This is a genomic window from Salinibacillus xinjiangensis (assembly GCF_009649735.1).
Lineage (GTDB): Bacteria > Bacillota > Bacilli > Bacillales > Alkalibacillaceae > Salinibacillus > Salinibacillus xinjiangensis.
Genome location: NZ_WJNH01000005.1, coordinates 231,259 through 257,295 on the forward strand (window position 1 = coordinate 231,259; position 26,037 = coordinate 257,295).

At 37.9% G+C, this 26,037-nt stretch carries 27 protein-coding genes; 2 read left to right on the forward strand and 25 right to left on the reverse strand.

Going from position 1 to position 26,037, the window contains the following annotated elements:
• Positions 1-83 precede the first annotated feature (83 nt).
• The 18 genes from rpoD to rpsU all read right to left on the reverse strand — a co-directional run bounded on the left by rpoD (position 84) and on the right by rpsU (position 16,600).
• Complete coding sequence (gene rpoD / locus GH754_RS09725) at positions 84-1,202, reverse strand: RNA polymerase sigma factor RpoD (protein ID WP_153728518.1); 1,119 nt, start codon at positions 1,200-1,202, stop codon at positions 84-86.
• Positions 1,203-1,225: 23 nt separating this feature from the next.
• Complete coding sequence (gene dnaG / locus GH754_RS09730) at positions 1,226-3,049, reverse strand: DNA primase (RefSeq protein ID WP_153728519.1); 1,824 nt, start codon at positions 3,047-3,049, stop codon at positions 1,226-1,228.
• Between the two features lie 452 nt (positions 3,050-3,501).
• Positions 3,502-4,305, reverse strand: coding sequence for a pyruvate, water dikinase regulatory protein (locus GH754_RS09735; RefSeq protein ID WP_153728520.1), 804 nt, complete (start codon positions 4,303-4,305; stop codon positions 3,502-3,504).
• A 23-nt stretch (positions 4,306-4,328) separates the two neighbouring features.
• On the reverse strand, positions 4,329-4,958 hold the full coding sequence (locus GH754_RS09740) for a helix-turn-helix transcriptional regulator (protein ID WP_153728521.1): 630 nt from the start codon (positions 4,956-4,958) through the stop codon (positions 4,329-4,331).
• Between the two features lie 134 nt (positions 4,959-5,092).
• Positions 5,093-5,842: a DNA repair protein RecO gene (gene recO / locus GH754_RS09745; protein WP_153728522.1), complete on the reverse strand. Its 750-nt coding sequence runs from the start codon at positions 5,840-5,842 to the stop codon at positions 5,093-5,095.
• Positions 5,843-5,867: 25 nt separating this feature from the next.
• Positions 5,868-6,011 carry a YqzL family protein gene (locus GH754_RS09750; RefSeq protein WP_153728523.1) on the reverse strand — a complete coding sequence of 48 codons (144 nt, stop codon included), beginning with the start codon at positions 6,009-6,011 and terminating at the stop codon, positions 5,868-5,870.
• Between the two features lie 114 nt (positions 6,012-6,125).
• On the reverse strand, positions 6,126-7,034 hold the full coding sequence (gene era, locus GH754_RS09755; protein ID WP_153728524.1) for a GTPase Era: 909 nt from the start codon (positions 7,032-7,034) through the stop codon (positions 6,126-6,128).
• Positions 7,035-7,257: 223 nt separating this feature from the next.
• Positions 7,258-7,641 carry a diacylglycerol kinase family protein gene (locus GH754_RS09760; RefSeq protein WP_153728525.1) on the reverse strand — a complete coding sequence of 128 codons (384 nt, stop codon included), beginning with the start codon at positions 7,639-7,641 and terminating at the stop codon, positions 7,258-7,260.
• Complete coding sequence (gene ybeY, locus GH754_RS09765) at positions 7,616-8,083, reverse strand: rRNA maturation RNase YbeY (protein WP_153728526.1); 468 nt, start codon at positions 8,081-8,083, stop codon at positions 7,616-7,618. The genes GH754_RS09760 and ybeY overlap by 26 nt, the downstream gene beginning before the upstream one ends.
• Positions 8,083-10,206 (reverse strand): HD family phosphohydrolase, encoded by a 2,124-nt coding sequence (locus GH754_RS09770; protein ID WP_153728527.1) that lies wholly within the window; start codon positions 10,204-10,206, stop codon positions 8,083-8,085. The genes ybeY and GH754_RS09770 overlap by 1 nt, the downstream gene beginning before the upstream one ends.
• A 76-nt stretch (positions 10,207-10,282) precedes the next feature.
• Entirely contained in the window at positions 10,283-11,242 is a 960-nt protein-coding gene (locus tag GH754_RS09775; protein ID WP_153728528.1) for a PhoH family protein, read from the reverse strand.
• Between the two features lie 2 nt (positions 11,243-11,244).
• Positions 11,245-12,477: a sporulation protein YqfD gene (yqfD, locus tag GH754_RS09780; RefSeq protein WP_194841325.1), complete on the reverse strand. Its 1,233-nt coding sequence runs from the start codon at positions 12,475-12,477 to the stop codon at positions 11,245-11,247.
• A gap of 99 nt (positions 12,478-12,576) precedes the next feature.
• A complete protein-coding gene (gene yqfC, locus GH754_RS09785) occupies positions 12,577-12,858 on the reverse strand; it encodes a sporulation protein YqfC (protein ID WP_407690662.1) in 282 nt (93 codons plus the stop codon).
• Positions 12,859-12,939: 81 nt separating this feature from the next.
• The gene (locus GH754_RS09790; protein ID WP_153728531.1) at positions 12,940-13,410 is read right to left on the reverse strand and encodes a hypothetical protein; all 471 of its coding nucleotides are present in this window, start codon (positions 13,408-13,410) and stop codon (positions 12,940-12,942) included.
• Between the two features lie 30 nt (positions 13,411-13,440).
• Positions 13,441-14,430, reverse strand: a complete 990-nt coding sequence (gene floA / locus GH754_RS09795) for a flotillin-like protein FloA (RefSeq protein WP_153728532.1) — start codon at positions 14,428-14,430, stop codon at positions 13,441-13,443.
• A gap of 14 nt (positions 14,431-14,444) precedes the next feature.
• Entirely contained in the window at positions 14,445-15,773 is a 1,329-nt protein-coding gene (locus GH754_RS09800) for an NfeD family protein (protein ID WP_153728533.1), read from the reverse strand.
• 189 nt (positions 15,774-15,962) lie between these two features.
• Positions 15,963-16,409 (reverse strand): GatB/YqeY domain-containing protein, encoded by a 447-nt coding sequence (locus GH754_RS09805; RefSeq protein WP_323741951.1) that lies wholly within the window; start codon positions 16,407-16,409, stop codon positions 15,963-15,965.
• A 17-nt stretch (positions 16,410-16,426) separates the two neighbouring features.
• On the reverse strand, positions 16,427-16,600 hold the full coding sequence (gene rpsU, locus GH754_RS09810) for a 30S ribosomal protein S21 (protein ID WP_153728534.1): 174 nt from the start codon (positions 16,598-16,600) through the stop codon (positions 16,427-16,429).
• Positions 16,601-16,794: 194 nt separating this feature from the next.
• Between rpsU and GH754_RS09815 the strand changes: the two genes are divergently transcribed.
• Positions 16,795-17,721: a Na/Pi symporter gene (locus GH754_RS09815; RefSeq protein ID WP_153728535.1), complete on the forward strand. Its 927-nt coding sequence runs from the start codon at positions 16,795-16,797 to the stop codon at positions 17,719-17,721.
• A 64-nt stretch (positions 17,722-17,785) separates the two neighbouring features.
• Here the strand turns inward: GH754_RS09815 and deoC are convergent, their stop codons facing one another.
• Both deoC and GH754_RS09825 read right to left on the reverse strand, forming a co-directional pair.
• The gene (gene deoC / locus GH754_RS09820) at positions 17,786-18,457 is read right to left on the reverse strand and encodes a deoxyribose-phosphate aldolase (protein ID WP_153728536.1); all 672 of its coding nucleotides are present in this window, start codon (positions 18,455-18,457) and stop codon (positions 17,786-17,788) included.
• A gap of 127 nt (positions 18,458-18,584) precedes the next feature.
• Positions 18,585-19,196 (reverse strand): YpjP family protein, encoded by a 612-nt coding sequence (locus GH754_RS09825; RefSeq protein WP_153728537.1) that lies wholly within the window; start codon positions 19,194-19,196, stop codon positions 18,585-18,587.
• Positions 19,197-19,371: 175 nt separating this feature from the next.
• Between GH754_RS09825 and GH754_RS09830 the strand changes: the two genes are divergently transcribed.
• Entirely contained in the window at positions 19,372-20,571 is a 1,200-nt protein-coding gene (locus GH754_RS09830; protein WP_267206656.1) for an MFS transporter, read from the forward strand.
• A gap of 53 nt (positions 20,572-20,624) precedes the next feature.
• On the opposite strand, the gene GH754_RS09835 is transcribed toward GH754_RS09830, so the two are convergent.
• The 5 genes from GH754_RS09835 to dnaJ form a co-directional block, all read right to left on the reverse strand.
• A complete protein-coding gene (locus tag GH754_RS09835; RefSeq protein WP_153728539.1) occupies positions 20,625-21,188 on the reverse strand; it encodes a histidine phosphatase family protein in 564 nt (187 codons plus the stop codon).
• Positions 21,189-21,701: 513 nt separating this feature from the next.
• Positions 21,702-23,057, reverse strand: a complete 1,356-nt coding sequence (gene mtaB, locus GH754_RS09840) for a tRNA (N(6)-L-threonylcarbamoyladenosine(37)-C(2))-methylthiotransferase MtaB (RefSeq protein WP_323741952.1) — start codon at positions 23,055-23,057, stop codon at positions 21,702-21,704.
• Positions 23,058-23,063: 6 nt separating this feature from the next.
• Complete coding sequence (locus GH754_RS09845) at positions 23,064-23,816, reverse strand: 16S rRNA (uracil(1498)-N(3))-methyltransferase (protein ID WP_323741953.1); 753 nt, start codon at positions 23,814-23,816, stop codon at positions 23,064-23,066.
• A 21-nt stretch (positions 23,817-23,837) separates the two neighbouring features.
• Entirely contained in the window at positions 23,838-24,779 is a 942-nt protein-coding gene (gene prmA, locus GH754_RS09850; RefSeq protein ID WP_153728540.1) for a 50S ribosomal protein L11 methyltransferase, read from the reverse strand.
• A 66-nt stretch (positions 24,780-24,845) separates the two neighbouring features.
• Positions 24,846-25,976, reverse strand: a complete 1,131-nt coding sequence (gene dnaJ, locus GH754_RS09855; RefSeq protein WP_323741954.1) for a molecular chaperone DnaJ — start codon at positions 25,974-25,976, stop codon at positions 24,846-24,848.
• Positions 25,977-26,037 lie beyond the last annotated feature (61 nt).

Sequence of the window (26,037 nt, forward strand, 5' to 3'; positions counted from 1 at the left end):
GGGAACTTGGTTACTGATTGATTGTACAAAAAAGGGACAGTCGTTATGCAAGGAGCACAACGACTGAACATAAAATAAACTACCTATTCTAAAAAGTCTTTAAGACGCTTACTACGGCTAGGGTGACGTAGTTTACGTAACGCTTTAGCCTCAATTTGACGAATACGCTCTCGCGTGACACCGAAAACTTTTCCGACTTCTTCTAGTGTACGTGTGCGTCCATCGTCTAAGCCAAATCGAAGTCTTAAAACATTTTCTTCACGGTCAGTTAGTGTATCAAGAACATCCTCAAGCTGTTCCTTTAACAATTCATAGGCTGCATGATCTGATGGAGATGTTGCTTCTTGAACTTCAATAAAGTCACCTAAGTGTGAATCATCCTCTTCGCCGATTGGCGTTTCTAGTGACACTGGTTCTTGCGCAATTTTCAAGATTTCTCGAACCTTGTCTGGCGTAAGGTCCATCTCTTGAGCAATTTCTTCTGGAGTAGGTTCACGTCCTAAATCCTGTAGTAATTGTCTTTGTACCCGTATTAATTTGTTAATAGTCTCAACCATATGAACTGGAATACGAATGGTACGTGCCTGGTCGGCTATTGCTCTTGTAATAGCCTGACGAATCCACCACGTTGCATAGGTACTAAATTTAAAACCTTTTTGGTAATCAAACTTTTCAACTGCTTTGATTAGACCCATGTTTCCTTCCTGAATCAAGTCTAAGAACAGCATACCACGTCCAACATATCTTTTGGCAATACTTACGACAAGTCGAAGGTTCGCTTCAGCCAGTCTGCGTTTTGCCTCTTCATCACCTTGTTCAATACGTGTTGCTAGTTCAACTTCCTCCTCAGCGGACAGTAAGTCTACTCTACCGATTTCCTTAAGGTACATACGAACTGGGTCATTGATTTTTATCCCCGGTGGGACACTTAAGTCATTTAAGTCAAATTCCTCTTCTTTAGCTATTTGTTGCATGCTTGGGTCCTCATCATTGTCACCAATGACTTCAATCCCTTGCTCACTAAGATGTTCGTAAAATTCATCCATTTGGTCTGATTCTAATTCAAAATGGGACATCCGATCGGCAACTTCCTCATAAGCAAGTACACCACGTTTCTTACCCATTTCAATTAATTGTTCTTTTACTTGGTCTATGGTTAAGTCTTGATCTGTTTCTTTCGCACGAGATGGTTTATCTGCCATAGTACCCCTCCTTCCAAACAACTTCACCTATGTTTCAATTGTTTCCATTCCTTTTTAAGATTAAGAATATTCATGGCAATTTTCGCTGCCGTAACTGGGTCATTATTTCTTTCTGCTTCCTTTTGTTGCAATTCTAACGACTGTAATTCGTTCTTTCTATGGTGTTCACTTTTAACGGTATACATATAATCCTGAATAGCTTGCTCTGATATTTCATCTGACACGTTTTTCATTGCAAGCTGTGCCGTCAGATTTTTCAATTCCGATTCTGGAAGATATTCCATAAATAGGCTTACATTTGGCTCATGCCCCTCTTCATAAAAGGCGTATAAATAAGTGACTAGAACTTGATGCTCTGTAATTAAGAAATTTCCCCCAAGTTCCTCTTGTACTTGTTCTGCAATATTTTTATTTTTTAGCATAAGGGAAATGAGATGACGTTCGGCATTATGAAAAGCAGGATAGAGCTTTTCATCTGTATTTACATTTTTTCTAATGTTAGTATGTCTTTCAGGTTGCTGATTATCCTTATATTTCTCGAACTTCCTTCGTCTATATGCAATTTCTTGCTGCATGGCTTCCTTTGAGATATCAAAACGTTCCCCAAGTTCCTTTAAATAATGATCTCTCTCAAATGGCTTCTGGATTGTTGCAATTTCATCTAATGCCTTTTCTATATATTGCATGCGTTCGCTCTCTACCTGAAGGTTATAATCCTTTTTTAAATAATCTAGTTGAAATGACATGTATGTAACACTAGCGCCTATGACATGATTTCTAAAGCTTTCACTTCCATACTCTTTGATATAGTCATCAGGATCCATACCTTGTTTTAACTTTGCAATTTTAACATAACATCCTGCATTTTGTAAGATATTTGCTGCCTTTTTTGTGGCCTCTAGTCCTGCAGGGTCTGCATCATAACAAATCACAACCTGGTCTACATATCTACGGAGCAGCCTCGCCTGTTTCTCCGTTAAGGATGTACCTAGAGATGCAATACCATTTTGAATCCCAGCTTGATAAGCTGTAATGACATCCATATAACCCTCAAATAATATAGCCTCGCCAGTTTTTCGGATGTGATTACGAGCCAAATCAAAATTATAAAACATATTTCCTTTATGAAATAAATCTGTTTCTGGACTATTCAAATACTTCGGTTCGCCATCGGAAACAATTCTGCCACCAAAAGCTACCGTTTTTCCTTGGTGATTACGGATAGGGAAGATCACTCTGCCACGAAAACTATCCTTAAACTTTTGTTCTTGATGGTTAGTCAATAATCCTGCTTTTACCATAGTTTGTAAGTGAAATCCTTTTTTCTCAAGAAAAGAAGCCGTAAAGTTATCCTTATCTGGTGCAAAACCAAGTTGAAAGGCATCAATCGTTTCTTGTTGAATCCCCCTATTGTCTAAATAGGTTGATCCTTCCTTACCCTCTTTTGTATGTTTAAGCAAATGATGGTATAATTTTGATAACCATTCATGAGCCTCTAACATACTTTGGGCTTCAGCACTTAAGGAAGTCTGGTTCCTAGCATTAAAGTTATCAGGAAGACTCTTACCAGTACTTTCTGCTAGACGGGAGATAGCATCATAGAAGGATATCCCTTCTATTTCCATTAAAAAGGTAATGACATTCCCGCCCTTCCCACAACCAAAACAACGAAAAATTTGTTTGTCTGGCGATACTGTAAAGGATGGCGTATTTTCATTATGAAAAGGACATAACCCTAAATAGTTACGCCCCCTTTTTTTCAACTGTACAAACTCACTTACAATTTCTACAATATCACTATCTGATCTAAGGTCGTCTATAAATTTTTCTGATACTTGTTCAGGCATTTTAATCACCATGTTTTATTGATATTCTAGATTTTTAAAGAAATCCCTTCATAAATCGACAAAAATTTAATAAAGTTTTGTTTTGTTAATTTTAACGCCATGTGGCAATTGCACGCCTTATTAAATTATAAGAACACCTTCTTACATGTTATTCACTGAGCAAACAGGACATTACTTCTAATGTAACAAATTATGTAAAAATGGTGAATGTAAACGTGTAAGTGATTTAATTTTGCCATACAGGTAATGAACTTCGACAAAATTTATCTGATTCCTCCTATGCAAAAAAATAAATCACTACTATTTTATTCGACTATACTTAATTCTAAACATATTTCCATTTTTACCACAAAAAAATAATTATAATACATTATGACTAATTTTACTATGTTTTTTTATAATTTAACAGAAAAAGGTTTGTAAGAATGCAATTCTCACAAACCCTTTTTGTTTTATTTTACTCGTATCATATTTTGCACGACATTAGCTGTTTCCTCAACTGCTTTGTTTGATACATCAATAACCTGACATCCGAGTTTATCAACAATCTTGTTAAAATAATCTAACTCTTCTTTTATGCGATTAATATTGGCATAATTGGCGCTTTCATTTAAACCAAGTGCTTTTAATCGTTCTTGACGAATATGATTTAACTTCTCAGGTGTAATTTTTAAAGCAATACATTTAGCTGGATGAATTTTATAAAGCTCTTCAGGTGGCTCTACCTCAGGAACAATAGGAACATTGGCCACCTTTAATTTCTTATGGGCTAGAAATTGAGACAATGGCGTTTTCGATGTTCGTGATACCCCGATTAAAATAATGTCAGCAAGTAGTATGCCTCTTGGGTCCCTTCCGTCATCATATTTCACAGCAAACTCAACAGCCTCAATCCGCTTAAAATAATCTTCATCAAGTTTATGTACTAAACCAGGCTCAAGTCTTGGATCTTTATTTAAATGCTGACTCATAGCGTCAATCATCGGTCCCATAATATCAACAGCAATGATTTTATTCTTTTCTGCATTCTCCTTTAGAAAAGCTCGGAGCTCTGGCTTTACAAGTGTGTAACCTAGCATCGCTTGATTCGATTTTGCCAGTTCTATCGCTTCTAAGATCGTACCTTCATCATCTACATATGGAATCCGTTGTATCTTGAAATTGCCATTATTAAATTGACTTAAGCTGGCTTTGACAACCAATTCCGCTGTCTCACCAACTGAATCTGATACGACGTATACAATTGGTTGGTCCATTCTCTCTCCTCCCATCCTTGTGTTTAATGTAACTCATCTCGTACTAAATTTACAAGCACCTTTGTCATGTTGGTTTTGGTGATTCTACCCACAACTTCTAGACCCTCGTCCTTCTTCAGAATCACAGGAAGGCTGTCTATTTGTTTTTCAATCAATTGCTGAGCGGCTTCAATAAGCAAGTCGTCTTTCTCACAATAGGTAATATTCGGCATTCTAGTCATAATAATATGTACCGGAATATCAGCAAGGTCTTGCTTGCCAATGCTCGCTCGCAATAAATCCTTCCGAGATAATACCCCAACTAACAGTGATTTTTCATTCACAACAAATAGTGTCCCAACATCCTCTAAAAACATTGTTGTAATGGCATCATAGACTGAAACATTTTCATTCACTACAACCGGTATAGACTGAAATTCCTTTACAGTAATCTTTTTTAATTTTTCAGTAAGAAGCTCGGTACCTGTTTTCCCCGTAAAAAAATACCCTACCCTAGGGCGGGCGTCTAAAAATCCTGCCATGGTTAATATAGCTAAATCAGGTCTCAAAGTAGCTCGCGTCAAATTTAGCTGGTCTGCTATATTTTCACCCGTTATCGGGCCATTTTCTTTAACAATTTCAATAATCTGTTCTTGGCGTGCGGTTAGTTCCATGATTTCACCACCTCATTCATTACACTGCGTATCATTAGTAAGACATGTATGATAATGATAAGTTTAATTATGACATACCATATATAAATATTATAGCCTATTAAGGTGGTAAAAATAAAGTAGAACGTTTCGCATTATGATTGGTCGTAAAAAATGTCTAGTTGCTGCAGGAATTTTCGCGACCTTAAATAGAAGCCCCCAAAGTGATCATAATACGCATCTAGCAGCTGACGGAGCTTTTTTCGGTTTTCTTCTTTAATTGTAACTTTCCCTATTCGTTCTACATTGACAAATCGAATCGCCTGAAGGATTTTAAACAAGCTTTTATTGAGCATAACCGCTCTCTCGTCCATATATGAACAATTTGAGCACAAAAATCCACCCTCTGTTATCGAAAAATGGGTAATTCCTTCATCACGGCCACAATTGACACAATACCTAAGCTCGGGGGCAAAGCCGCCCTTTTCAAATATTTTCAGCTCATAAATCATAGCAATTATTTCTGGACTATCATCGTTTTCTATACGTTCAAAAGTATGTAATAATTGGTCGAATAGAAAGGGATCTGGTGCTTGATTTTCTAAAACCTTATCAGTTAACTCAGCTAAATACGCTGCATAGGCTGTTTTAATGATATCTTCCCGCATTTTCCTCATGGAATGCGTTACATCACCTTGATATAAAGTTCCTAAATTCCGGCTCGGTTGAATTAAAAAAACACCATAAACAAATGGCTGCGTTAACGCAGCCATTTGACTTTTTGGCTTTTTAGCTCCACGAGCTATAAGACCTACTTTTCCTCTTTCCTTCGTAAATAATGTTACTATTTTATGTGTTTCACTATAATCCTGCGTACGAATAACAATACCTTCGACTTTTTCCAATACACTTCACCTTACTTTATGGACATTAAAAATTAGAATCCAATTCCACAATATCCTTTTCATCTTCTGATTCCGATTTTGGTTTGTGTGAGTTCTCAAGTTCCTTCATAAGTAAATAGGTTTCAATATTCCCTGTCTGACTGAACACTTTCCATGTAAAATCAATCATTATTTTCGAAACCCACCTTTCTGCTTTTTCAACTATTTGGTGCTGAAAAAACATGTTTACCTATAGCTTGACCATGTATTGTTGGTTCATGAGTTTTAATATTTTCCATGTATGTTAATACTCATCCTCATTGAATCCATATTCACGTAATTGTGTCATACGATTACGCCAATCCTTTTGGACCTTTACCCAAAGCTCTAAATAAATTTTGGATCCCAATAGTGCCTCAATGTCTTTTCTCGCTAATTTACCAATTTGTTTAAGCATGGATCCCTGTTTTCCAATGATAATTCCTTTTTGTGAGGAACGTTCAGTAACGATGGTTGCTTGAACATAGACTGCTTTTCGTTGATCTCGTTCCTCAATCTGGTCAATGACAACTGCAATTGAATGCGGAATTTCTTCACGGGTTAGTTGTAATGCTTTCTCCCGAATTAACTCACTAATAATAAATCGTTCAGGATGGTCTGTGATTTGATCTTCTGGATAGTATTGCGGACCTTCTGGTAGATTATTTTTCATCACATCTAATAAATGGTCTACGTTATTACCCTCTAAAGCTGATATTGGAACAATTTCAGCAAAGTCTAATTTAGTCCGATATTGATCAATTAATTTCAACAGCTCATCAGGATGGACTTGATCAATTTTATTAATGACTAAATAGACAGGCTGTTTCACCGATTGCAGTCGATCTAAAATAAATTGATCACCTGCTCCATATCCTTCTTTCGCATTGACCATAAATAAAATCATATCAACTTCATTTAAGGTATGCTCCGCCTGTTTTACCATAAAATCTCCTAGCTTATGCTTGGGTTTATGGATTCCTGGTGTATCAATAAAAATAAGCTGAGCATCTTCCTCTGTTAACACACCCTGCACTTTGTTCCGTGTTGTCTGCGGTTTATCACTCATAATAGCAATTTTTTGACCAATTACACGGTTCATAAATGTGGATTTTCCAACATTGGGTCTGCCAACGATTGCAATAAATCCTGAACGAAAAGGTTGATTATCCATTTTGTATCCTCCATTGGTGTTTTGCTTGTACATCTATAGTTTAAGTGAATCTTCTATACGTATTAAAAACCAGAAACGGCTTTTTAGTTAGTTCTATTCTACAATAAATTAAAATTAATTTCATACAAACGACAAAATCTCCACAAACATACTATAAAATTGTACGTTTATCCATATTTCGATAAATACAAAAAAGTGCCTTCCTTACTGGGAGACACTTGAGCTAAACTATTATGTGATAGATTTTTGGAAGGAATATAATTACCCCAATTACAGCTGTGCATATAGCAGCTACAAGAACGGCACCTGCTGAAAGGTCTTTTACTCTTCCTGCCACCTCATGGTAATCAGGGAATAGGTGATCGATTAACGCCTCTATTGCAGAATTTATCATTTCAGTGACTAAAACAAAACCGATACACAACGAAACTAACAGCCATTCTACAATGGAAAGACCTACAAGTAATCCAAGTGTAATAACTACAAAAGCAATCAAGATATGGATTCGGAAGTTTTTTTCCGCTCTAAAAGCAAGTAATATACCATTGAACGCAAACCCAAAACCAATACCCTTCTTCACATTATTTTCGTTTGAGTCCGAACTCATTTAAATATTCCTCTTGTTTAGCAAACATTTTTTTCTCATCTGCCTCTTCCATATGATCATACCCTAAAAGATGTAAGAAACCGTGGACAGCTAGGAAGCCTAACTCCCGTTCAAAGGAATGTTGGTATTCTTTAGCCTGTTCTTTAGCCTTTTCAATCGAAATAATAATATCACCCAATAGAAGTGGTCCTTCTTCACCTATGATTTCCATTTCACCCTCCACTTCATCCTGCATAGCAAATGAAATAACATCTGTAGGCTGGTCCTTTTGGCGATAATTACGATTAATCATTTGAATTTGCTCATTATTGACAAAGGTGACGGACATTTCCGCTTGGTGACTAATCTCCTCTTGCTCAGCTGAGAATTTTAATAATCTGTTTAATAAATCAATGTGTTCTTCTGTAACCTCTTTTGTTTCATCTAGAAAGTCAATGTGCATCAGTTTTCCTCCTTTGCGGCTACTGCTTGGTCCGGATATTTTATACGAGAATGAAAAATACCTTTTAACAATTCACATACAGCTATTTCAATTTGGTTTAGATTTTGAAAAGTCAATGGACATTCCGACAATTGCCCATCAATCAACTTATCATGAATAATGGACTTCACAACCTCCTCAAGCTTCTCTACGGAAGGTTGATTCATGGAACGTACTGCCGCTTCCACAGAGTCACAAATAAATACGATAGCAGCTTCCTTTGTTTGTGGCTTTGGACCTGGATAACGATATTGGGATTGTTTCACTTCATCATCTGCTTCTTTAGCTTTGTAATAAAAGAACTTTAATAAGCTTTGTCCATGATGTTGTTCGGCTATATCAGTGATTTCCTTTGGCATTTTATGTTCTCTTAGTAAATATGCACCGTCATATGGGTGATTTATTATGATTTTAGCACTCTGTTCAGGTTGTAGTAAATCATGAGGATTTTTTTCCCCCATTTGATTTTCAATAAAATACCGTGGATTTACAGTTTTCCCGAGGTCATGGTAGTAGGCTGCGACTCGCGCCAACAATCCATTAGCCCCAACGGCCTCACATGCTGCCTCACTTAGGTTTGCTACCATAACACTATGGTGATATGTACCTGGCGCCTCTACTAAAATCTTTCTAAGTAATGGATGATTCGGATTGGCCAAGCTTAGAAGCTTGGATTCTGATAATATATTTAAACCTGTTTCAAAAAAAGGCATGAGCCCGAGCGTTAATACAGAAGTGAAAAATGCACCTCCAAACCCAAATCCAATCAGTGTGAATAATTCTCTCCAATCAATTGGTGTAAACGAAATTAAAGTGAAAAATAGAATGGTAAGAACGTTTACCACTAATATACCCAATCCGACCTTAACCATTTCACCACGATCTCTCATATTTTGAAAGAGGTAGATGCCTGTTAATTGGGAAAAGAGCATGTATAGACCTGCCTCCACATTTAAAAACCCGGGCATATGAAAATTAAACAAAATAGCTGCCATGACAGAATATATAATAGCAAGAATAATAGCGAATCTGTCATTAATTAACCATTTAATAACCATAACCCCAGTTGCTGCTGGAACTGCTAAAAACAAACGGAGCTCATTCGTATCAAAATAACTAAATATTTTCATAGTAGAAACGGCGCCAATACTGATAATAAAAATGGTAAATACAGTTTTCTTATCCCAATCTCGTTGGTTTAACCATTCTAAGTATAGTAAACCTGATAAAATGAGAATTAATAATCCTAAGCCGATATATGGCAGTAGATTTCGTTCATTTTTCAAGACACCCACGAGAAGCAAGTCCTCATATATTTCACTCGTGATCATATCCCCTGATTCAACTAGTGTCTCTCCAGCTCTAATCATCACGGGATCTACATTACTTGCTGCTTTACGTCTTTCTTCAGCCGTTTTTTCAGCATCAAAGAAGGAATTTTCAACGATAAAAAAGCTTCCAAGCTCACTTAAAGCATCTTTTAGTGAGTCTGAAAATGGCGAATACACAACATTACGGTTAAATTCAATCTCTTTTTGCCGTAAATTACTACTTTTAACGCCCGAGGTCATAATTTCGCGTGTGTGCTCTAGTAAAAATTGTTTAGCCTCTAGAAGCTCTTCTGCTTCCGCTGATAATATGGTGGCCAACGTTTCAGTATTGACATTTTTAGTAATTTCATTTCCTAACAAGCTTTCGTATTCACTTAGACGCTCTGTTTCACTTTTTTCTCCTTTACCGTCTGCCTCCATTTGGTTAATTTTTTCAGCAGCATCAAAAATTTCATTGATGTATTCCATGCGGTCTTGTGTAATCTGATCAGAAATTGTGTACTGTTCATCTACGGCTTGGACTGCTCTTTGAATTTTAGACTCCGTTTCTTTTTGATCCTCTATCGTAACTGGAGAATAAATAGTCTCTTGCGCCTCTGTAAATTCCTCAATTTCATAGGATTGTGGCTGAAGATTTGGTGCTGCCATGACAAAGAAAAAAAGACCGATTAAGATGATACAAATCATCATCCAAACAGAAGAATCCTTCATTTCCATTTTGTTTTTTATATTCTTCCATAAAGGCTTTCTCATATTTCCCCTACTCCCAAGTGTTAAAATCTCTTTATATACAGAAATAAGACCCTAATATTGGGTCTTACATCGCTGACTAATCCTTATCTTCATAGGCATCAATTATTTTTTGCACAAGTGGGTGTCTAACTACATCTGATTGCTTTAAATTAGTAAAAGAGATACCCTTTACATCTTTTAATCGTGTTTCTGCAACGTTTAAGCCAGATCGAACTCCTTTTGGTAAGTCAATTTGTGTGATGTCCCCATTAATGACCATTTTAGACCCAAAACCAAGCCTAGTTAAAAACATTTTCATTTGTTCAGGCGTCGTATTTTGGGCCTCATCTAAAATCACAAATGCATCATCAAGTGTTCGTCCCCTCATATATGCAAGCGGTGCAACTTCAATAGTGCCTCTTTCCATTAATCTAACTGTATGCTCTGTACCCATCACATCGTGGAGGGCATCATAAAGTGGACGCAAATACGGGTCAACCTTTTCCTTTAAATCCCCTGGTAAAAATCCAAGACTTTCCCCTGCTTCAACAGCTGGTCTGGTTAAAATAATACGTTTTACGCTACCTGAACGCAACGCTTGAATGGCCATTACAACAGCTAAGTATGTCTTACCTGTTCCTGCAGGGCCTATTCCAAAAACTAAATCGTTGGTTTTGATGGCAGAAATGTATTCTCTTTGTCCGAGTGTTTTGACTCGTATGGATTTACCCTTTGCATTTTTAGTAAGCTCATCCTCAAATAAGGCTTCAAACTGCTCTATTTTTCCAGTTTTGGCTAGTTCAATTCCATAAATCACATCACGTTCTGTAATGGTTAACCCTTTACGAATAACCTTTAATATAGCATGTAATACTTCCTCGACTATCCGAACGTAATTTTCATTCCCTGATACTTGGACCGTTTGTCCCCGTGTTACAATCGTAACGGGTAAGAACTCTTCCAATTGCTTCAGGTTTCTATCTTCTGTTCCAAACAAGGATAGTGCTTCGTCTGGTGAAGCAAGTTCTAAATCTATTGTCTTTAAGTTATCCTGCATTTCTATTCTCCTTGATTAATGGGTTGAGGTTTTGCAATGTCTTCTTTAACAATAAACAATAATTCTAACTTTACTTTACCATTCTCTACCTTTTCGTGCAAAATTCTTTCATCTAGAATCTCAGCATCGTGGTTAGTATGCTTTTTTAATTCTCTTTTTGCCTGTGCAATCCCTTCAGCAATGGCTGTTTTTTCATCTCTTTTCCCTGTTGTAGTTTCTTTCTCGAAGATGGTTTTCTTTTCGATGGAGAAAGGTAACTTAAAATTCAAGAAATACAAGGAATTATCCTCTTTTTCCATGTGCTTTTCCTTATAATCGGGAGAAAGGAAATCCCATATAGGAATAGAGAAATTTCCGATTTTTAGACTGTAGTGATGGTCTTTGTCTCCAGTTAGCGATTGATGCTTATATGTCAGTGGTACCGTTGTTTCTGTTGTATACCAAGTTTCAGCCATTACCGTTCCCTTGGAATGCACGTATTGTTGTCTGTCTTTTTGGTCATCCGCGTCTTCTTTTTCACCATTTATATTCCCATTTCCCTCCTCGATTATACCGGATACAAGAATATCACCTTTTTTCACCTTTTGATAAACGGCTACCTTAGGTGACCCCTTTTCAACTAGCATTTCCATAATGGTGCCATCTTTACTCGCCACAAGGTGCTGTGGCATGCTTTTTTGTTCTTTGTCTACCACTGTTTTTTCCACACCTTGTACAATATAAGTTGTCCCTTTTTCCTCGATTCCAAGCCACATTATATCCTTTAATTCGTTGGTAATATTACGTTCAATATCATCCACCGAACGAAGGGTAAATTTGAATACCCCTTCCTTTAACCCATAATCATCCAATCTTTCTTGTATTTTATACTCCATTTCAGGTGATACCCCAACAATTTTTACTTGCCAAACCATGTTGGATAAAATAAAGATTAGGACTAAGCTTAAAAAGAGACCAATTATCAGGGGCTTTCTAAATCTAAGGTGTGCTAAAATAAAGGGTAGTCCATTTTTTTCTTTTAAAGAAACCTTATATCCTAACCTCCTCCGAATCTGTCGAATGTTAGTTAAATTTTTCAAATGGACCTTTGCCTCAATTTCCATTTCACTATTTCTCCTAATATCCCAAATAGCTATGTCCTCTCGTATACATTGATTTAAAAACAATTCAGGCTTTTTTCCTTTAATTTGTATCGTTATGTACCCCTTAAAAAACAGACCTTGCTTAAATTTCATAACTCCACCCCTTAACATGTACCAAATTCGGCAAGTGCCAGGCACTGAGAATCGATTTTCGCCAGTAATGGCGAAAGTCAATAAAGTGCCAGGCACGTGTTAGTTATCTACATATTGAACATCCTGAATTTTACCCTCTATAATGATTTCTTCTTGAAGCATAGTCTTAAGTACAAAATTCTCTCCTCTAACGCGTACATATCCTTGATTTGTCTTTACAACAATTTCGTTTTCAGTAAATGTTACGAGGCCATGGTGATTCTCAATATATGCGTGTAATTGGCCAATTGTTGTGATTCTCGGAAGATCAAGTAATACATCATCAGGGAGATTGAAATAATGTGCTACCCATTGTTTCATTCGACCTCGCCATTTGTTCATCAAAATAGCCCCCTCCCTGAATATATATGTATGAAAAAAGCACGAAATGTATCACTACATTTCGTGCTTAAAGAAAATTCCTTATTTTATTTTTCGCTGATAGTTTGAACGATAAGGATTATGAGCTCTAGGTGAGCTTAATACTTCGTTCATAATTAAACTTTCGACAATTCGCTTTTGCTTTAATTGCTTTTTCATCGAAATTGAACTAAAAGCTGGATTGTTTTGTTCTTTTCGTCGTTCTAGCGAAAGGGAAGGTTCAACGATTTTGCTCTTGGTAATATCTTGACTACCTACATGGCTGTTTTCAGAAGTTATTGTATGCTCTTTGGTTGCTTCTCTTGCAGTAGTTATGTTTTCGTCTTTCCGCTCCCGCTGACTCACAGTATCCCGTTCTTGGGATCTTGTTTCCTGATAGGTCCTCCCAGACGGGGTTGGAGTTGGTTTTGGTCCGGCTACTGGCCTAGGATTTTTTTCAACCTCCTGATCTTTGCCGGTAAAAAGACTGATAGCTCCAAAGACGAGCGCTACCAAAATGGCTAAAAAGTCCATTTTCTCGCCCCCTTATGAATCTTATTCATCTTATTCATGATCTTCATCTTCATGCTTACTTAATTTACTAATCATGTCTCTCATATCAGTATCAGCCATTATATTTTTCAGATTTTGATAATCCATTACACCAATATTTCCTGACCGTAAAGCTTCAGCCATTGCAAGTGGTACCTCAGCCTCAGCTTCCACAACTTTAGCCTGCATTTCTTGAACGCGAGCAACCATTTCTTGCTCTTGAGCAACTGCCATTGCACGACGTTCTTCGGCTTTCGCTTGCGCAATGTTTTTATCTGCTTCAGCTTGATCTGTTTGCAAGGTTGCACCAATGTTCTTCCCAATATCAATGTCTGCAATATCAATGGATAAAATCTCAAAAGCAGTCCCAGAATCCAGACCTTTAGATAGGACAGTTTGTGAAATTAAATCAGGATTTTCCAGAACCTTTGTATGAGCATCAGAGCTACCGATAGTAGAAACGATTCCTTCACCAACACGGGCAATGATCGTTTCTTCACCAGCACCCCCAACTAATCGATCAATGTTGGCACGAACTGTAATTCTTGCCTTTGCTTTCACTTCAATACCATCCATTGCAATACCCGCAATAAATGGTGTTTCGATAACTTTAGGGTTTACACTCATTTGAACGGCTTCAAGCACATCACGCCCAGCCAAATCAATCGCTGCAGCACGTTCAAAACTCAATTCAATGTTAGCTCTTTGTGCAGCAATTAGTGCATTCACGACGCGGTCAACATTACCACCTGCTAAATAGTGCCCTTCAAGTTGATTTGTGTGAACATCCACACCCGCTTTATGGGCTTTAATTAGAGGGTTGATGACCATTCTAGGAACTACTCTACGTAAACGCATTCCTACTAAAGAAAAAATATTGATTCTGACTCCTGCTGCAATTGCACTAATCCAGAGAGTTACTGGAATGAAGGTAAATAAAAGTGCAATAGCAATAATGATGATTCCAATAAAAACGATTGGCATTAATGCTTCATATTCCATTGATTTTTCCTCCTTTAATCTATTTGTTCTCTCACTACAATACGAGAGCCTTCAACTTTAACAATTTTGACCTCTTTCCCCTGCTGAATATATCCACCCTCAGTTACCACATCTAATCTTTCATCATCAAAAATAGCTGTTCCTGAAGGGCGTAAGGGGGTTAGAGTTTTCCCTACTAATCCAATTAATTCTAATCGATTAATTGTTGAAACAAACCCTTTTTCGGTTGTTGTTCGTTCGCTTAATATAATATTTCGTAGCAGTCCTTTTTCGAGACCTACCTTTTTAAATAAGATGACAGATACAATAATGGAAACAAGTATAGCAATGCTAACACTCATGGCCATATGTCCTAAATCTGCACCTGACATAAACAGAGAAACAAGGATTGCACCTACACCGATTATACCAAGGATTCCTCCTGGCACAAAAAATTCAATTGCAATACAAACTATACCTGCTATTAATAATATAAGGGCTTCAAAGCCTGCGAGTCCTGCTATCATATGCCCATAGAAAAACAGTATAAGTGATGCCAAACCCATTGCACCAGGTATGCCAAAGCCAGGAGAATAAAGCTCCACAATAAACCCAAGACTGGCTACAGACAGTAGAATCGGAACGACCACAGGATTTGTCACAAACCTAGCAATATGTTCTGCTAATGTAGGTTCAGAAGTCTGCACTTGCGCATTTTCAAGGTTTAGCATCGATAACAATTCAGTGCGTTCTTCGGCGATTCCTTCTGCATATTGAACCTCAACGGCCTCGTTGGCACGAAGAGTTAAAAACTCCCCTTCCCCAGCCCGATATTCAGGTAAATCAATAGAGGCATCTGCCATCGCCTGCGCATATAAAGGATCTCGTCCATTATGTTCTGCAGCAGCTGTCATATCCGCTATCCATGCTGATTGTGCTTTCTTATCAGCTGCTGTTCCATCTGAATTAATAACCCCAGATGCTCCCATGGTTGCAGTAGGCTTCATATAGATTTGATCGGCATTCAAGGCTATATAGGAACCAGCAGATAAAGCTTCATTCAGAACATATGCTGTGTTCGGAATTTCTAGGTCTAGCAAAATATCAGCAATTTCACCAGCAGCAGCAACGGCTCCCCCTGGAGTGTTAATTTCAAAGATAATATGATCGGCTCCACTTTTATGGGCTTCCTCGATACTACGTTCTAAAAAAGCGGCCAAACCACGCTCAACATTGTCTTCCACTGGTATAACGTAAACAACTTTTCCTTCCCCATTGCCCTCGGCATGCGTCTGGAAGAGTGGAAATAGTATTAGTAGAAGTGCAGTAACGGTTATCAACCGACTCCACTTGAATCTCGGCATCCCTTATCACTCCTTTCTAGCCTCATATTAACGTTTACGTTTTGATCCATTAAAATGTTTCAAAAAATATTAAGGCTATTAAAATGATGATGATTATGTACACAGTAAACTAGCTTGGGTAAATGTGAAAAAAAGGCTGCCAAAAGTGGCAACCTTTTTCAATTCCGACCTATCTCTGACAGGTTTTCTTTACGATAAGTGTTCCATAACGAGTTGATTCACTTTTCCGCCGTCCGCTTTTCCTTTTACTTTCGGCATTAAAGCACCCATTACTTTACCCATGTCAGATTTTGATTCGGCACCGACAGCTTTTATTGTATCTACAACCAATTCGGTTAACTCTTCATCGGATAACTGCTCAGGCATGTATTTTTGTAAAACATTTAATTCATCCTTAGTTTTTTCAACTAAGTCATCTCGGCCGGCATTTTCAAATTCTTGGAGGGAATCATTTCTTTGCTTTAACTCGCGCGATAGCACAGACAATTCTTCGTCCTCTGTCAATTGGTCTTTCCCCAATTTAATCGCTTCATTTTGAATCGAAGCTTTTACCATACGGATAACACCTAATGCTTGTTTATCCTTACTTCTCATTGCTTCCTTCATATCATGATTAAGACGATCAAGCAAAGTCACTTATACTACACCCTCTTTTACTTTTTACGCTTCCTTGCAGCCTCTGATTTCTTCTTTCTTCTTACGCTTGGCTTTTCGTAGTATTCACGTTTACGGTACTCAGATAAAGTTCCGCTCTTAGAAACTGTACGTTTAAAGCGACGAAGTGCATCTTCAAGAGACTCATTCTTACGTACGCGAGTATTTGACATGCTTATTTCCCTCCCTCCAACTACACAAAACAATCTCGGTGACATGTACCGAGTGATACATATCTTTTCATATTATATTAAAATATACGCCTATGGTCAACTTTTTACCGAACAATTCTATAAGAAATGCATAGAAAATAAAAATATGGACATGAATAGTCGACTTGTCCATACAATGTATTGAGGTGAATACATTGGAAAGTATATGGTCGATGTTTATTGTATATATTGGCATTTTTCTATTTGGTATGATTCTATTAAAAACAGGTATACAGCAAATATCCTACCACAAGACGAAGATGTGGCTCATGAAGCACACTTCCAATCCACTCAAAGGATTTCTAATTGGCATCGCTATTACAGCTGTTTTACAAAGCAGTTCCACGACCATTGTCCTAATCGTAAGTTTGACATCGGTAGGATTACTTCCATTTACTCATGCAATTGCGATTATTTTGGGAGCCAATGTTGGGACAACTGTTACAGCAGAAATCATGGCTCTTTCTAATCTATGGTTGATGTGGTCCACCCTGATTCTTGGTTTCATACTTATGTGTATCCATAAGCAAGTCATTTTTTCCATTGGCTGTGTATTATTTGGCTTAGGAACCATTTTTACTGCTCTCTATGGATTTGAGAGTCTTGTGGAGCCAATTCAAAGGACTCCCTACATTGAAAATGGATTATATACGATTAGTACCAATACCAGTTATAGTATCTTATTTGGAGTCATAATTACTGGCATTATTCAATCATCTAGTGCATTTACAGGCATGATTATGAGCTTTATGAATGAGAATCTATTAAATCTTAGTAGTGGTATTGCTATGGTTTTAGGGGCCAATATCGGGACATGTTTTACAGCTATTTTAGCTTCTATTGGCAGTAGAATAGAAGCCAAGTGGACAGCATATGCGCATGTGTGGATTAATCTTATAGGGGTATTATGTTTCATTCCTTTTATTCATTGGCTTGGAGATTTGGTCGTTAATGTGACGCCTATCCCTGGAAGACAGTTAGCTCATGCATCTGTCCTATTCAACATCATCACTAGTTTATTGTTTTTACCCTTTATTAAGCCTTTGGCAACATTTATTAAGCTTACCAGTAAAAAAATTTAGTCGTATATTAATAAAATTGGAAACAGCCCTATCCAAATAAGGATGAGGGCTGTATATAATTTCGTTAATAAGATTCGTTACCTTCTCCACCAGTTACAATCGCAACACCTGCACTAGCACCAATACGTGTTGCCCCTGCTTTGATCATATCATCTGTTGCTTTACCGTCACGGACACCGCCAGATGCTTTTACTCCCATCTCTGGACCAACTGTTTTACGCATTAATTCAATGTCTTCAACAGTAGCACCGCCACCTGAAAATCCGGTAGATGTTTTAACATAATCAGCTTTAGCTTCTTTTGCTAGCTGACAGGCTTTTACTTTTTCATCATTTGTTAGTAGAGACGTTTCGATAATTACTTTAACCAAGGCCTTCCCTTGTGCTTCTTTAACAACAGCTTCAATATCAGCCCGAACGGTGTCAGCGTCACCATCCTTTAACGCGCCAACATTGATGACCATGTCCACTTCTTCAGCCCCATTTTCTATTGCATTCTTTGTTTCAAATGCCTTCACCTCAGAAGTTGTAGCTCCAAGCGGAAATCCTATCACTGTACAAACCTTAACAGGCGTATTTTTGAGTTTTTCATAGCAATATGAAACCCAATATGGATTGACACAAACAGAAGCAAACTCATACTGCTTCGCTTCATCGCAAATTTGATCAATTTTTTCCTTTTGAGTTTCAGGTTTTAATTGTGTGTGATCAATTTTTTTTGCAAGACCTTCGCTCATGAATTTCACCTACTTTATTTATCATTTTATGTACCGGTTTAATATTAACATTCCCTAAATGAAAATGCTATGTACCATAAGAGTCAAAAGAGGGCTTTCCTAACTAGAAAGCCCTCAACTATGAAACCTAAGACATCCATTTAGGTGGTGTATTTTTATCGTAATAAATATCCCCTAAATTATAATGTTTCTGAAAGTTATCTTTTTGTAAATGGTAATGGAAATTAAACCAAAAGCCCTCTTGTGGTCGATTCTCACGACGCACATGGAACCTAGCTATATCTTGGTTGGTCCTTACATCGTATAAATCAAAAATTCTTTCCCCATAGCCCGCTGTTGTCTCTTCCGTTATACCGAAATAATGAGCATCTTCCTCACCCATCTCCGTTATAATAGAAGTTAATACTTGTTCGATATTCGGTAAAATATAGTTCGTAAATTCATCTTCAACCTGCGTTAAGATTTTAGGACCTAGTTTAGTAATAGCTTGAGCCTTCGCAAGTTCTTTTATGGATTCAACAGCAGTGTCTTCAGATGATTCATCTTCTTGAATGTCGTCATCTACAATGACTGGATTCTCATTGACAATGGTTGACTCATCGTTAACTTTCGCTTTGGATGAGGTAATTTCATTGCTTTCAGCTGAGGCATCCGTATCTAGCGTTATTGGAGGGGTATATATCCCTAATGTTAAAACGGTTACAAGAACGACAGATAATTTTCTTAACCACGGTTTCATTGTAATTCCCCCTCATATCTCTTAATTAAAATTTTATCATGTTTAGAAAAAATGTCTATTAATCTAATGTAATTTTAATAGAAATGTAAACTAACTAACTATAAAACTTTTTTCATTCTTTTGCTTTAACCATGGTAAAATGAACCTTAATCAAAAATTGGAGGATATTTATTTTATGATGTCAGCAAAAAAGAGAGTTGTGGGTATTGCCTTAATAACGGCAATAGCTGTCATGGGTGACTCTATGCTTTTCGTTGTACTACCTATTTACTGGCAAGATTTTGGGCTCAGAGCTCTTTGGCAAATTGGAGTACTCCTTTCCATAAATCGTTTTATTCGCTTGCCAATCAACCCTTTAGTTGGAATGTTTTATCAAAAATTCCAATTAAGAACAGGAGTTTTAATCGCCTTAGGTTTAACTGTTTTAACCACAATGTCCTATGGCATTCTGCAGCACTTTTGGTTACTGGTCTTGATGAGAGCATTATGGGGTGTGGCGTGGTCTCTTCTTCGTTTGGGTGGTTATCTAACAGTTATCGATGTAGCAAATGATCAATCTCGAGGACAATATGTTGGACTGTATAATGGACTGTGGGGAATTGGTGGGCTAGTAGGGATGTTAGCGGGGGGGTTACTGGTTGACCAAACTTCCATTCTTTTTGTTACGTCTCTATTTGGAGCACTGGGTGTTTTAGCTATTCCAGCTGTTTGGTTCTTAGTCCCTGTTTCTAGGAGAACAGATCAAGAGGACAACAAAGAGACAAGTACTATCTCAAAGAGTAAATGGGTATCTAAATATGTGGTGATGGTTTTAGTGACTGGGGTTGCGATGGGTTTTATTGTGTTTGGATTATTTGCTTCCACCCTAAGTCCATTGATCGAGCGCGTTTATATGAACGAATGGAATCTATTACAAATGACAATCGGCGCTGCTACATTAGCTGGTATCGTTCAGGCAATTCGTTGGGGATGGGACCCTTTTGTAGCACCACTCATTGGAAAATGGCTAGATGCCTCAAAAACCATGTTGAGGATATTACTTATTCCCTTGTTCGGTGGGGGTCTTTTGTTTATCGTTTTAGGTAACCTTCAATCACTTTTTATTTTGCTCATAGCATTACTGATCTTTCAATTGCTTTCTACTATGTTTGTGACAACAACTGATACCCTGGCAGCCAGTGCAGCCGCTCAAACTGACCGGGTGAAGATTATTACAGCCCATACGATTGTGGTTGATATTGGTGCCGCCCTAGGGCCTCTTATTTCCTTTATCATAATCGAATTTTACAGTTTAACAACCGTTTACTACATTGCAGGGATGCTTTTAATCTTGTTAGGTGTTGGATGGTTATATTTCTATAAACGACATATATGATACTTTTATATAACCAAAGTATACAGTCTTTAAATTCTTGTATACTTTGGTTTTCAATAGTTTCCTTCCCATACTCTCCTCACCCTAATCAAGAACTCTTCATTAAAAGTAAGTTGATAAATATCAGGCATCTCTAGCTCTTGCCAAAATTTGAAGTTATAGCTTTGATCAAAGTAATTCATGATCAGTACCATGATGTTTCCGTGCGTACCGATAACAATTGATTTGCCATTATATTTTTTTAATAGTTGATGGATGGCTTCAACACCTCTTCTTTGAGCTACAAGGTTAGACTCGCCACCCTTCCAGGAAAAGGTTTCATCCTCCCAAACTTTAGCGATAGCTGTATGAAAATCCTCAACCGATTCTTCTGCTAACCTTCTCTCCTTAAAGGCGTCCATCATTTCTATCTCTTGCCCAATGTGTTCAGCTATACCTTCAACTGTTTGTTTCGCACGTTTATAGGGGCTTGATATCACCTTATCTACCTGAACATTTTTTAATAGCTTCGTAACCGTCTCCGCATCTTTCAACCCTTGTACCGACAACGGTCGACCCAACTCATCTGGTGTATAAGTCGAATGTGCATGTCTGACTAAATAGAGGTTGGTTGTCATATAAAGTCCTCTCCTTATAGCTTACGATTAAATCATTACTCTCTTTTCTAATACATAGAAGATATAAAATGCGACATATCTCTAGCGTGACTTTTTTCCAATGATCTATAAGATGAGTGCTAAACCATCGCTCTGGAAATACACTTCGCTAAAAACAGTACTTTGTTCATTTTGAAGGAGAAACATTTTGTATGTCCATAGCTTTTAAAATCACAAGAATCAGAACACTCCTATAGTGGAGGCAGAATACGGAGACTCCTATGGGAGGAAGCGTGGTGAAGGCCCGGCAGGAAGCAGTCTTTGCTTCCGAGGAGGCTGAGGCTGTGCCCATGGAAAGCGAAGTATTCTGCCGGAACGGTATCCATGCACTCATATTATTCAGTACAGAATAGTCTAAATTTGGCTACGTCGCAGTTTACATCTACTGCAAAGTATAAAAAACAAAAACGCTTACGAATACAGCTATGTATAAAAAAAGAAGTTAACCAAAAATATTGGTTAACCTCCGCTGACTTAAGAAGATAATGAAACCTCATCCATTGTTGCATCGTCCATTACGCGAACAAATTGTCCTTCATTATATGGATAACCCGCTTTCGTAATCTTCACACGAACAATTTTACCAATCATATCTTCCGTTGCTTCGAGCTTCACTTTTAGATAGTTATCTGTGTAGCCCACATAAATGTTACTATCCGGATCCTCTTTCGAATGCTCTTCTGGTATAACTTCTAATACTTCACCCTCATACTTAGAGGCATATTCCTTGGCTAATTGATTGGAAAGTTCGATTAAACGATGAACGCGCTCATTTTTCGTATCATCATCTACTTGGTCCTTCATTCTTGCTGCTGGGGTTCCTGTACGTTTAGAGTAAGGGAATACGTGCAGTTCAGAATAGCCAATTTCTTTAATAAAATTAAAGGTTTCCATAAATTCTTCCTCTGTTTCACCTGGGAAACCTACAATTACATCTGATGTAATCGCAAGACCTGGTAATGCCTTTTTAATTTTATCAATTTTTTGTTTGTAAAACGCTGTTGTATATTTTCTACGCATCCGTTTTAAAACCGTGTCTGATCCTGATTGAAGTGGAATATGCAAGTGGCGAACAATTTTTTCGGATTGATCCAACACTTCAATTACTTCATCAGTTATTTGACTTGCTTCAATAGAGGAAATACGTATTCTCTTAAGCCCCTTAATATTGTTCTCCAAATCACGTAAAAGCTGAGCAAAGTTATAATCCTTCATATCTTCGCCGTAACCAGCAGTGTGAATTCCGGTTAGAACAATCTCCTTATAACCAGCATCTACAAGCTGTTGGGCTTGATTCATCACATCTTCTGGTTTACGTGAACGGAGTAAGCCACGAGCCCAAGGAATAATACAGAATGTACAGAAGTTGTTACAGCCCTCTTGAATTTTAAGAGATGCTCTTGTGCGGTCTGTAAACACAGGCACATCCATTTCTTCAAATTCACGAGTCTTCATGATTTTACCAACACCGTTTATCGGTCCGCGTTCCTGTTTAGATTGCTCAATATAGTCAATCATTTTTTTCCGGTCTTGTGTACCTACAACGACATCAACACCAGGAATCTCTAGGATTTCGTCTGGAGAGGTTTGGGCATAGCATCCCGTTACACAAATGACTGCATCCGGATTTTTACGAATCGCCCGTCTAATCGTTTGACGACTTTTCTTATCGCCGGTATTAGTAACTGTACAGGTATTGATAACATAAACATCAGACTTGTGATCAAAATCAACCCGTTCATAGCCCTGCTCTTTAAAGTGGTTCCAGATACCTTCAGTTTCATAATGATTTACTTTACATCCTAATGTATGAAAGGCTACAGTAGTCACTCTAGCTCACCTCAGTTCTTCAAATTGATACGACATAACGGCTAGGAAATACAGCGGGGCCGTTTCGGTACGTAATATTCTAGGTCCAAAACGGGTAAAACCAAAACCTTTTTCAGCAAGTTTAGCCAATTCTTGATCTGAAAAGCCGCCTTCAGGTCCAATCACAACTAACACATGATCATCTGGTTGAATACCTTCTATCAAATCACTTATGTAGGTAGGAGTGTCCTTCTTCGCTTCAACCTCACTCGCTACGATACAATGATCAAATGCTTCACTTTTCTGCAAGAGTCCTGAAAAACTTTCGAGTTCATGTATAGTGGGAATTTTCGTTCGATGAGACTGCTCACTGGCTTCCTTAGCAATTTTGGAAAGTCTAGTGATCTTCTTATTTGCCTTTTTATCATCCCATTTCACAACCGAACGCTCACCATTAAAAGGAATGAAGGCAGATGCCCCTAATTCTGTCCCTTTTTGAACAATTAAATCAAGCTTGTCACCTTTAGGCAAGCCTTGGGCAATTGTTATATGGACTGGCAATTCCTTATGCTCAGTTATCCATTCTACAATATGACAAATGACTTTGCCATTGGTTATTTCTTCTATTTCGCATAAGGCTGTTTTTCCATCAGGATGGCAGCAATAAATTTGATCCTCTGGTTTCATACGCATCACTTTTGATATATGATGTGCATCATCATTTGTGATCTCAACTTGCTGGTTTGTCCATCCGGATTGAGGTATAAAATAACGTTGCACAATACCTACCTGCCTTCACATTTATGATGGTTTTTTAGCTACAAATGAAATCCAATCTTCCATTTGGTTTTTCTCTACTATCTCAAAACCAGCATCTAATAAGCTTTCCTTGACGACATCTTTTTTCCCTTGAATGATTCCAGATGTAATAAAGATTCCACCAGGCTTCAAACGGTCAAATGCGTCATGTGTAAACTGTACGATGACCTCTGCTAATATATTGGACACTACAACATCAGCCTCTACCTCCACACCTTTAAGGAGGTCATTTTGCTGTGCTTCGATTTGTGCATTTACTTGATTTAGTTTTGCATTAATGGTCGTACTCTTTACCGCAATATCGTCCAAATCAAAAGCATAGACTTGCTTTGCACCAAATAATACGGATGCAATACTTAACACACCTGAACCAGAACCGACATCAATGACAAGATCATCTTTATGAATGTGTTGTTCCAATGCTTGTAAACTTAAAACTGTAGTTGGGTGGGTGCCCGTACCAAAAGCCATGCCAGGGTCAAGCTCAATTATAATTTCATCACTCTCAACTGGTTCATAGTCTTCCCAAGTTGGAATAATCGTTACTTTTTCAGAGATTTTTACCGGTTTGTAGTACTTTTTCCAAGCAGTTGCCCATTCTTGTTCATTGATTTCACTAATCGTGACCTTATTAGCCCCAATATCAATATCAAATTGAATAAGATTAGTAATGGCTTGCTTGATTTGTTCCACCGTTTCTCCAAGAAAGCTATTTACAGGCAAATAGGCCTTCACATAAACCCCTTCGTCTGGATAGTCATCTGGATTTAGTTCAAACACTTCTCCGTAGAGTGAATCATGGTCCTTTACTAAATCGAGAGCATCTTCAATCACAACACCACTTGCACCTGTCTCATGTAGAATATTGGAGATAGGTTCAATCGCTTCATTTGTCGTATGAATACAGACTTCTGACCATTTCATTGGAATCAACTCACTTCATCTTAATATCTTCATCAACCTTATGCCGATTCTCATTCAGCTAAACTATTATTCTTCGCCCTTAAAAGCCCTTTTCATGCGTTGAAAAATATTGTCTTGTTGTTCTTCTGTTGACTCATTTCCTTCAATTTCATTAAATTCACGTAATAGTTCCTTTTGTCGATCCGTTAGCTTCTTAGGAGTCATCACTCGAACACGAATATGCTGATCACCCTTACCTTGACCATGTACGTTAGGTGCGCCTTTTCCTCTTAATCGGAAATGTGTTCCGGTTTGGGTGCCAGCAGGAATTTTTAACTTTACACGTCCATGAACTGTTGGGACTTCAATTTCGTCTCCTAAGGCTGCTTGTGCAAAGGTTAGCGGTAATTCACAGTGGATATCATCGCCCTCACGATCAAAGAACTCATGTGGTCGTACGCGAGCAACAACAAATAAATCCCCAGAAGGTCCACCATTTACGCCTGGTTCACCTTGCCCCGCTACGCGGATTTGTTGACCGTTATCAATACCTGCAGGAATATTGATGTGAATTTTCTTATGTTTTTTCACCTTACCTGCGCCACCACAAGTACGGCATTTATCTTTCACAATTTGTCCAGTTCCTTCACAGTAGTGACATACACGGCGATTGACAATTCGGCCAAATGGTGTATTTTGCTCTTGATTTAGTTGGCCCGAACCTTGACAGTGTGAGCATGTTTCAGGCTTACTGCCCGCTTTTGCTCCCGAACCATTACATGTTTCGCATGTTTCTTCTTTTGGTATCTTTATGTCTGTTTCTTTACCGAAAATGGCTTCTTCAAATTCTAGATCCATCGTATACTGCAGGTCTGCACCTTTTCTTGGTGCATTTGGATCACGACGTCTTCCACCGCCGCCAAAGAACATATCAAAAATGTCTCCGAATCCACCAAAGTCTTCTGCACCAAATCCACCAAAGCCTTGGCCACCTGCATTTGCGCCTGCATGACCAAATTGATCATATTGCGCTCGCTTTTGTTGGTCACTTAGGACCTCGTAAGCTTCCTTTACCTCTTTAAATTTATCAGCTGCATCCGGTTCTTTACTTACATCCGGGTGATATTTCCGTGCAAGCTTACGATATGATTTTTTGATTTCATCTTTAGAAGCGTCCTTGGATACTCCAAGTACTTCATAATAGTCTCTTTTACTCACTTGCCCATCACTCTCCCGAATCTTATCACATAAAGATTATCATAACATTAGTAATTATTCA

What these genes read in the sequence shown, in the direction of transcription:
- rpoD (WP_153728518.1), bottom strand. Translation starts at nt 1,202, where the DNA reads ATGGCAGATAAACCATCTCGTGCGAAAGAAACAGATCAAGACTTAACC.
- dnaG (WP_153728519.1), bottom strand. Translation starts at nt 3,049, where the DNA reads ATGCCTGAACAAGTATCAGAAAAATTTATAGACGACCTTAGATCAGAT.
- GH754_RS09735 (WP_153728520.1), bottom strand. Translation starts at nt 4,305, where the DNA reads ATGGACCAACCAATTGTATACGTCGTATCAGATTCAGTTGGTGAGACA.
- GH754_RS09740 (WP_153728521.1), bottom strand. Translation starts at nt 4,958, where the DNA reads ATGGAACTAACCGCACGCCAAGAACAGATTATTGAAATTGTTAAAGAA.
- GH754_RS09750 (WP_153728523.1), bottom strand. Translation starts at nt 6,011, where the DNA reads ATGATTGATTTTACATGGAAAGTGTTCAGTCAGACAGGGAATATTGAA.
- era (WP_153728524.1), bottom strand. Translation starts at nt 7,034, where the DNA reads ATGGATAATCAACCTTTTCGTTCAGGATTTATTGCAATCGTTGGCAGA.
- GH754_RS09760 (WP_153728525.1), bottom strand. Translation starts at nt 7,641, where the DNA reads ATGAGTTCGGACTCAAACGAAAATAATGTGAAGAAGGGTATTGGTTTT.
- ybeY (WP_153728526.1), bottom strand. Translation starts at nt 8,083, where the DNA reads ATGCACATTGACTTTCTAGATGAAACAAAAGAGGTTACAGAAGAACAC.
- GH754_RS09770 (WP_153728527.1), bottom strand. Translation starts at nt 10,206, where the DNA reads ATGAGAAAGCCTTTATGGAAGAATATAAAAAACAAAATGGAAATGAAG.
- GH754_RS09775 (WP_153728528.1), bottom strand. Translation starts at nt 11,242, where the DNA reads ATGCAGGATAACTTAAAGACAATAGATTTAGAACTTGCTTCACCAGAC.
- yqfD (WP_194841325.1), bottom strand. Translation starts at nt 12,477, where the DNA reads ATGAAATTTAAGCAAGGTCTGTTTTTTAAGGGGTACATAACGATACAA.
- yqfC (WP_407690662.1), bottom strand. Translation starts at nt 12,858, where the DNA reads ATGAACAAATGGCGAGGTCGAATGAAACAATGGGTAGCACATTATTTC.
- GH754_RS09790 (WP_153728531.1), bottom strand. Translation starts at nt 13,410, where the DNA reads ATGGACTTTTTAGCCATTTTGGTAGCGCTCGTCTTTGGAGCTATCAGT.
- floA (WP_153728532.1), bottom strand. Translation starts at nt 14,430, where the DNA reads ATGGAATATGAAGCATTAATGCCAATCGTTTTTATTGGAATCATCATT.
- GH754_RS09800 (WP_153728533.1), bottom strand. Translation starts at nt 15,773, where the DNA reads ATGCCGAGATTCAAGTGGAGTCGGTTGATAACCGTTACTGCACTTCTA.
- rpsU (WP_153728534.1), bottom strand. Translation starts at nt 16,600, where the DNA reads ATGTCAAATACTCGCGTACGTAAGAATGAGTCTCTTGAAGATGCACTT.
- deoC (WP_153728536.1), bottom strand. Translation starts at nt 18,457, where the DNA reads ATGAGCGAAGGTCTTGCAAAAAAAATTGATCACACACAATTAAAACCT.
- GH754_RS09825 (WP_153728537.1), bottom strand. Translation starts at nt 19,196, where the DNA reads ATGAAACCGTGGTTAAGAAAATTATCTGTCGTTCTTGTAACCGTTTTA.
- GH754_RS09830 (WP_267206656.1), top strand. Translation starts at nt 19,372, where the DNA reads ATGATGTCAGCAAAAAAGAGAGTTGTGGGTATTGCCTTAATAACGGCA.
- GH754_RS09835 (WP_153728539.1), bottom strand. Translation starts at nt 21,188, where the DNA reads ATGACAACCAACCTCTATTTAGTCAGACATGCACATTCGACTTATACA.
- prmA (WP_153728540.1), bottom strand. Translation starts at nt 24,779, where the DNA reads ATGAAATGGTCAGAAGTCTGTATTCATACGACAAATGAAGCGATTGAA.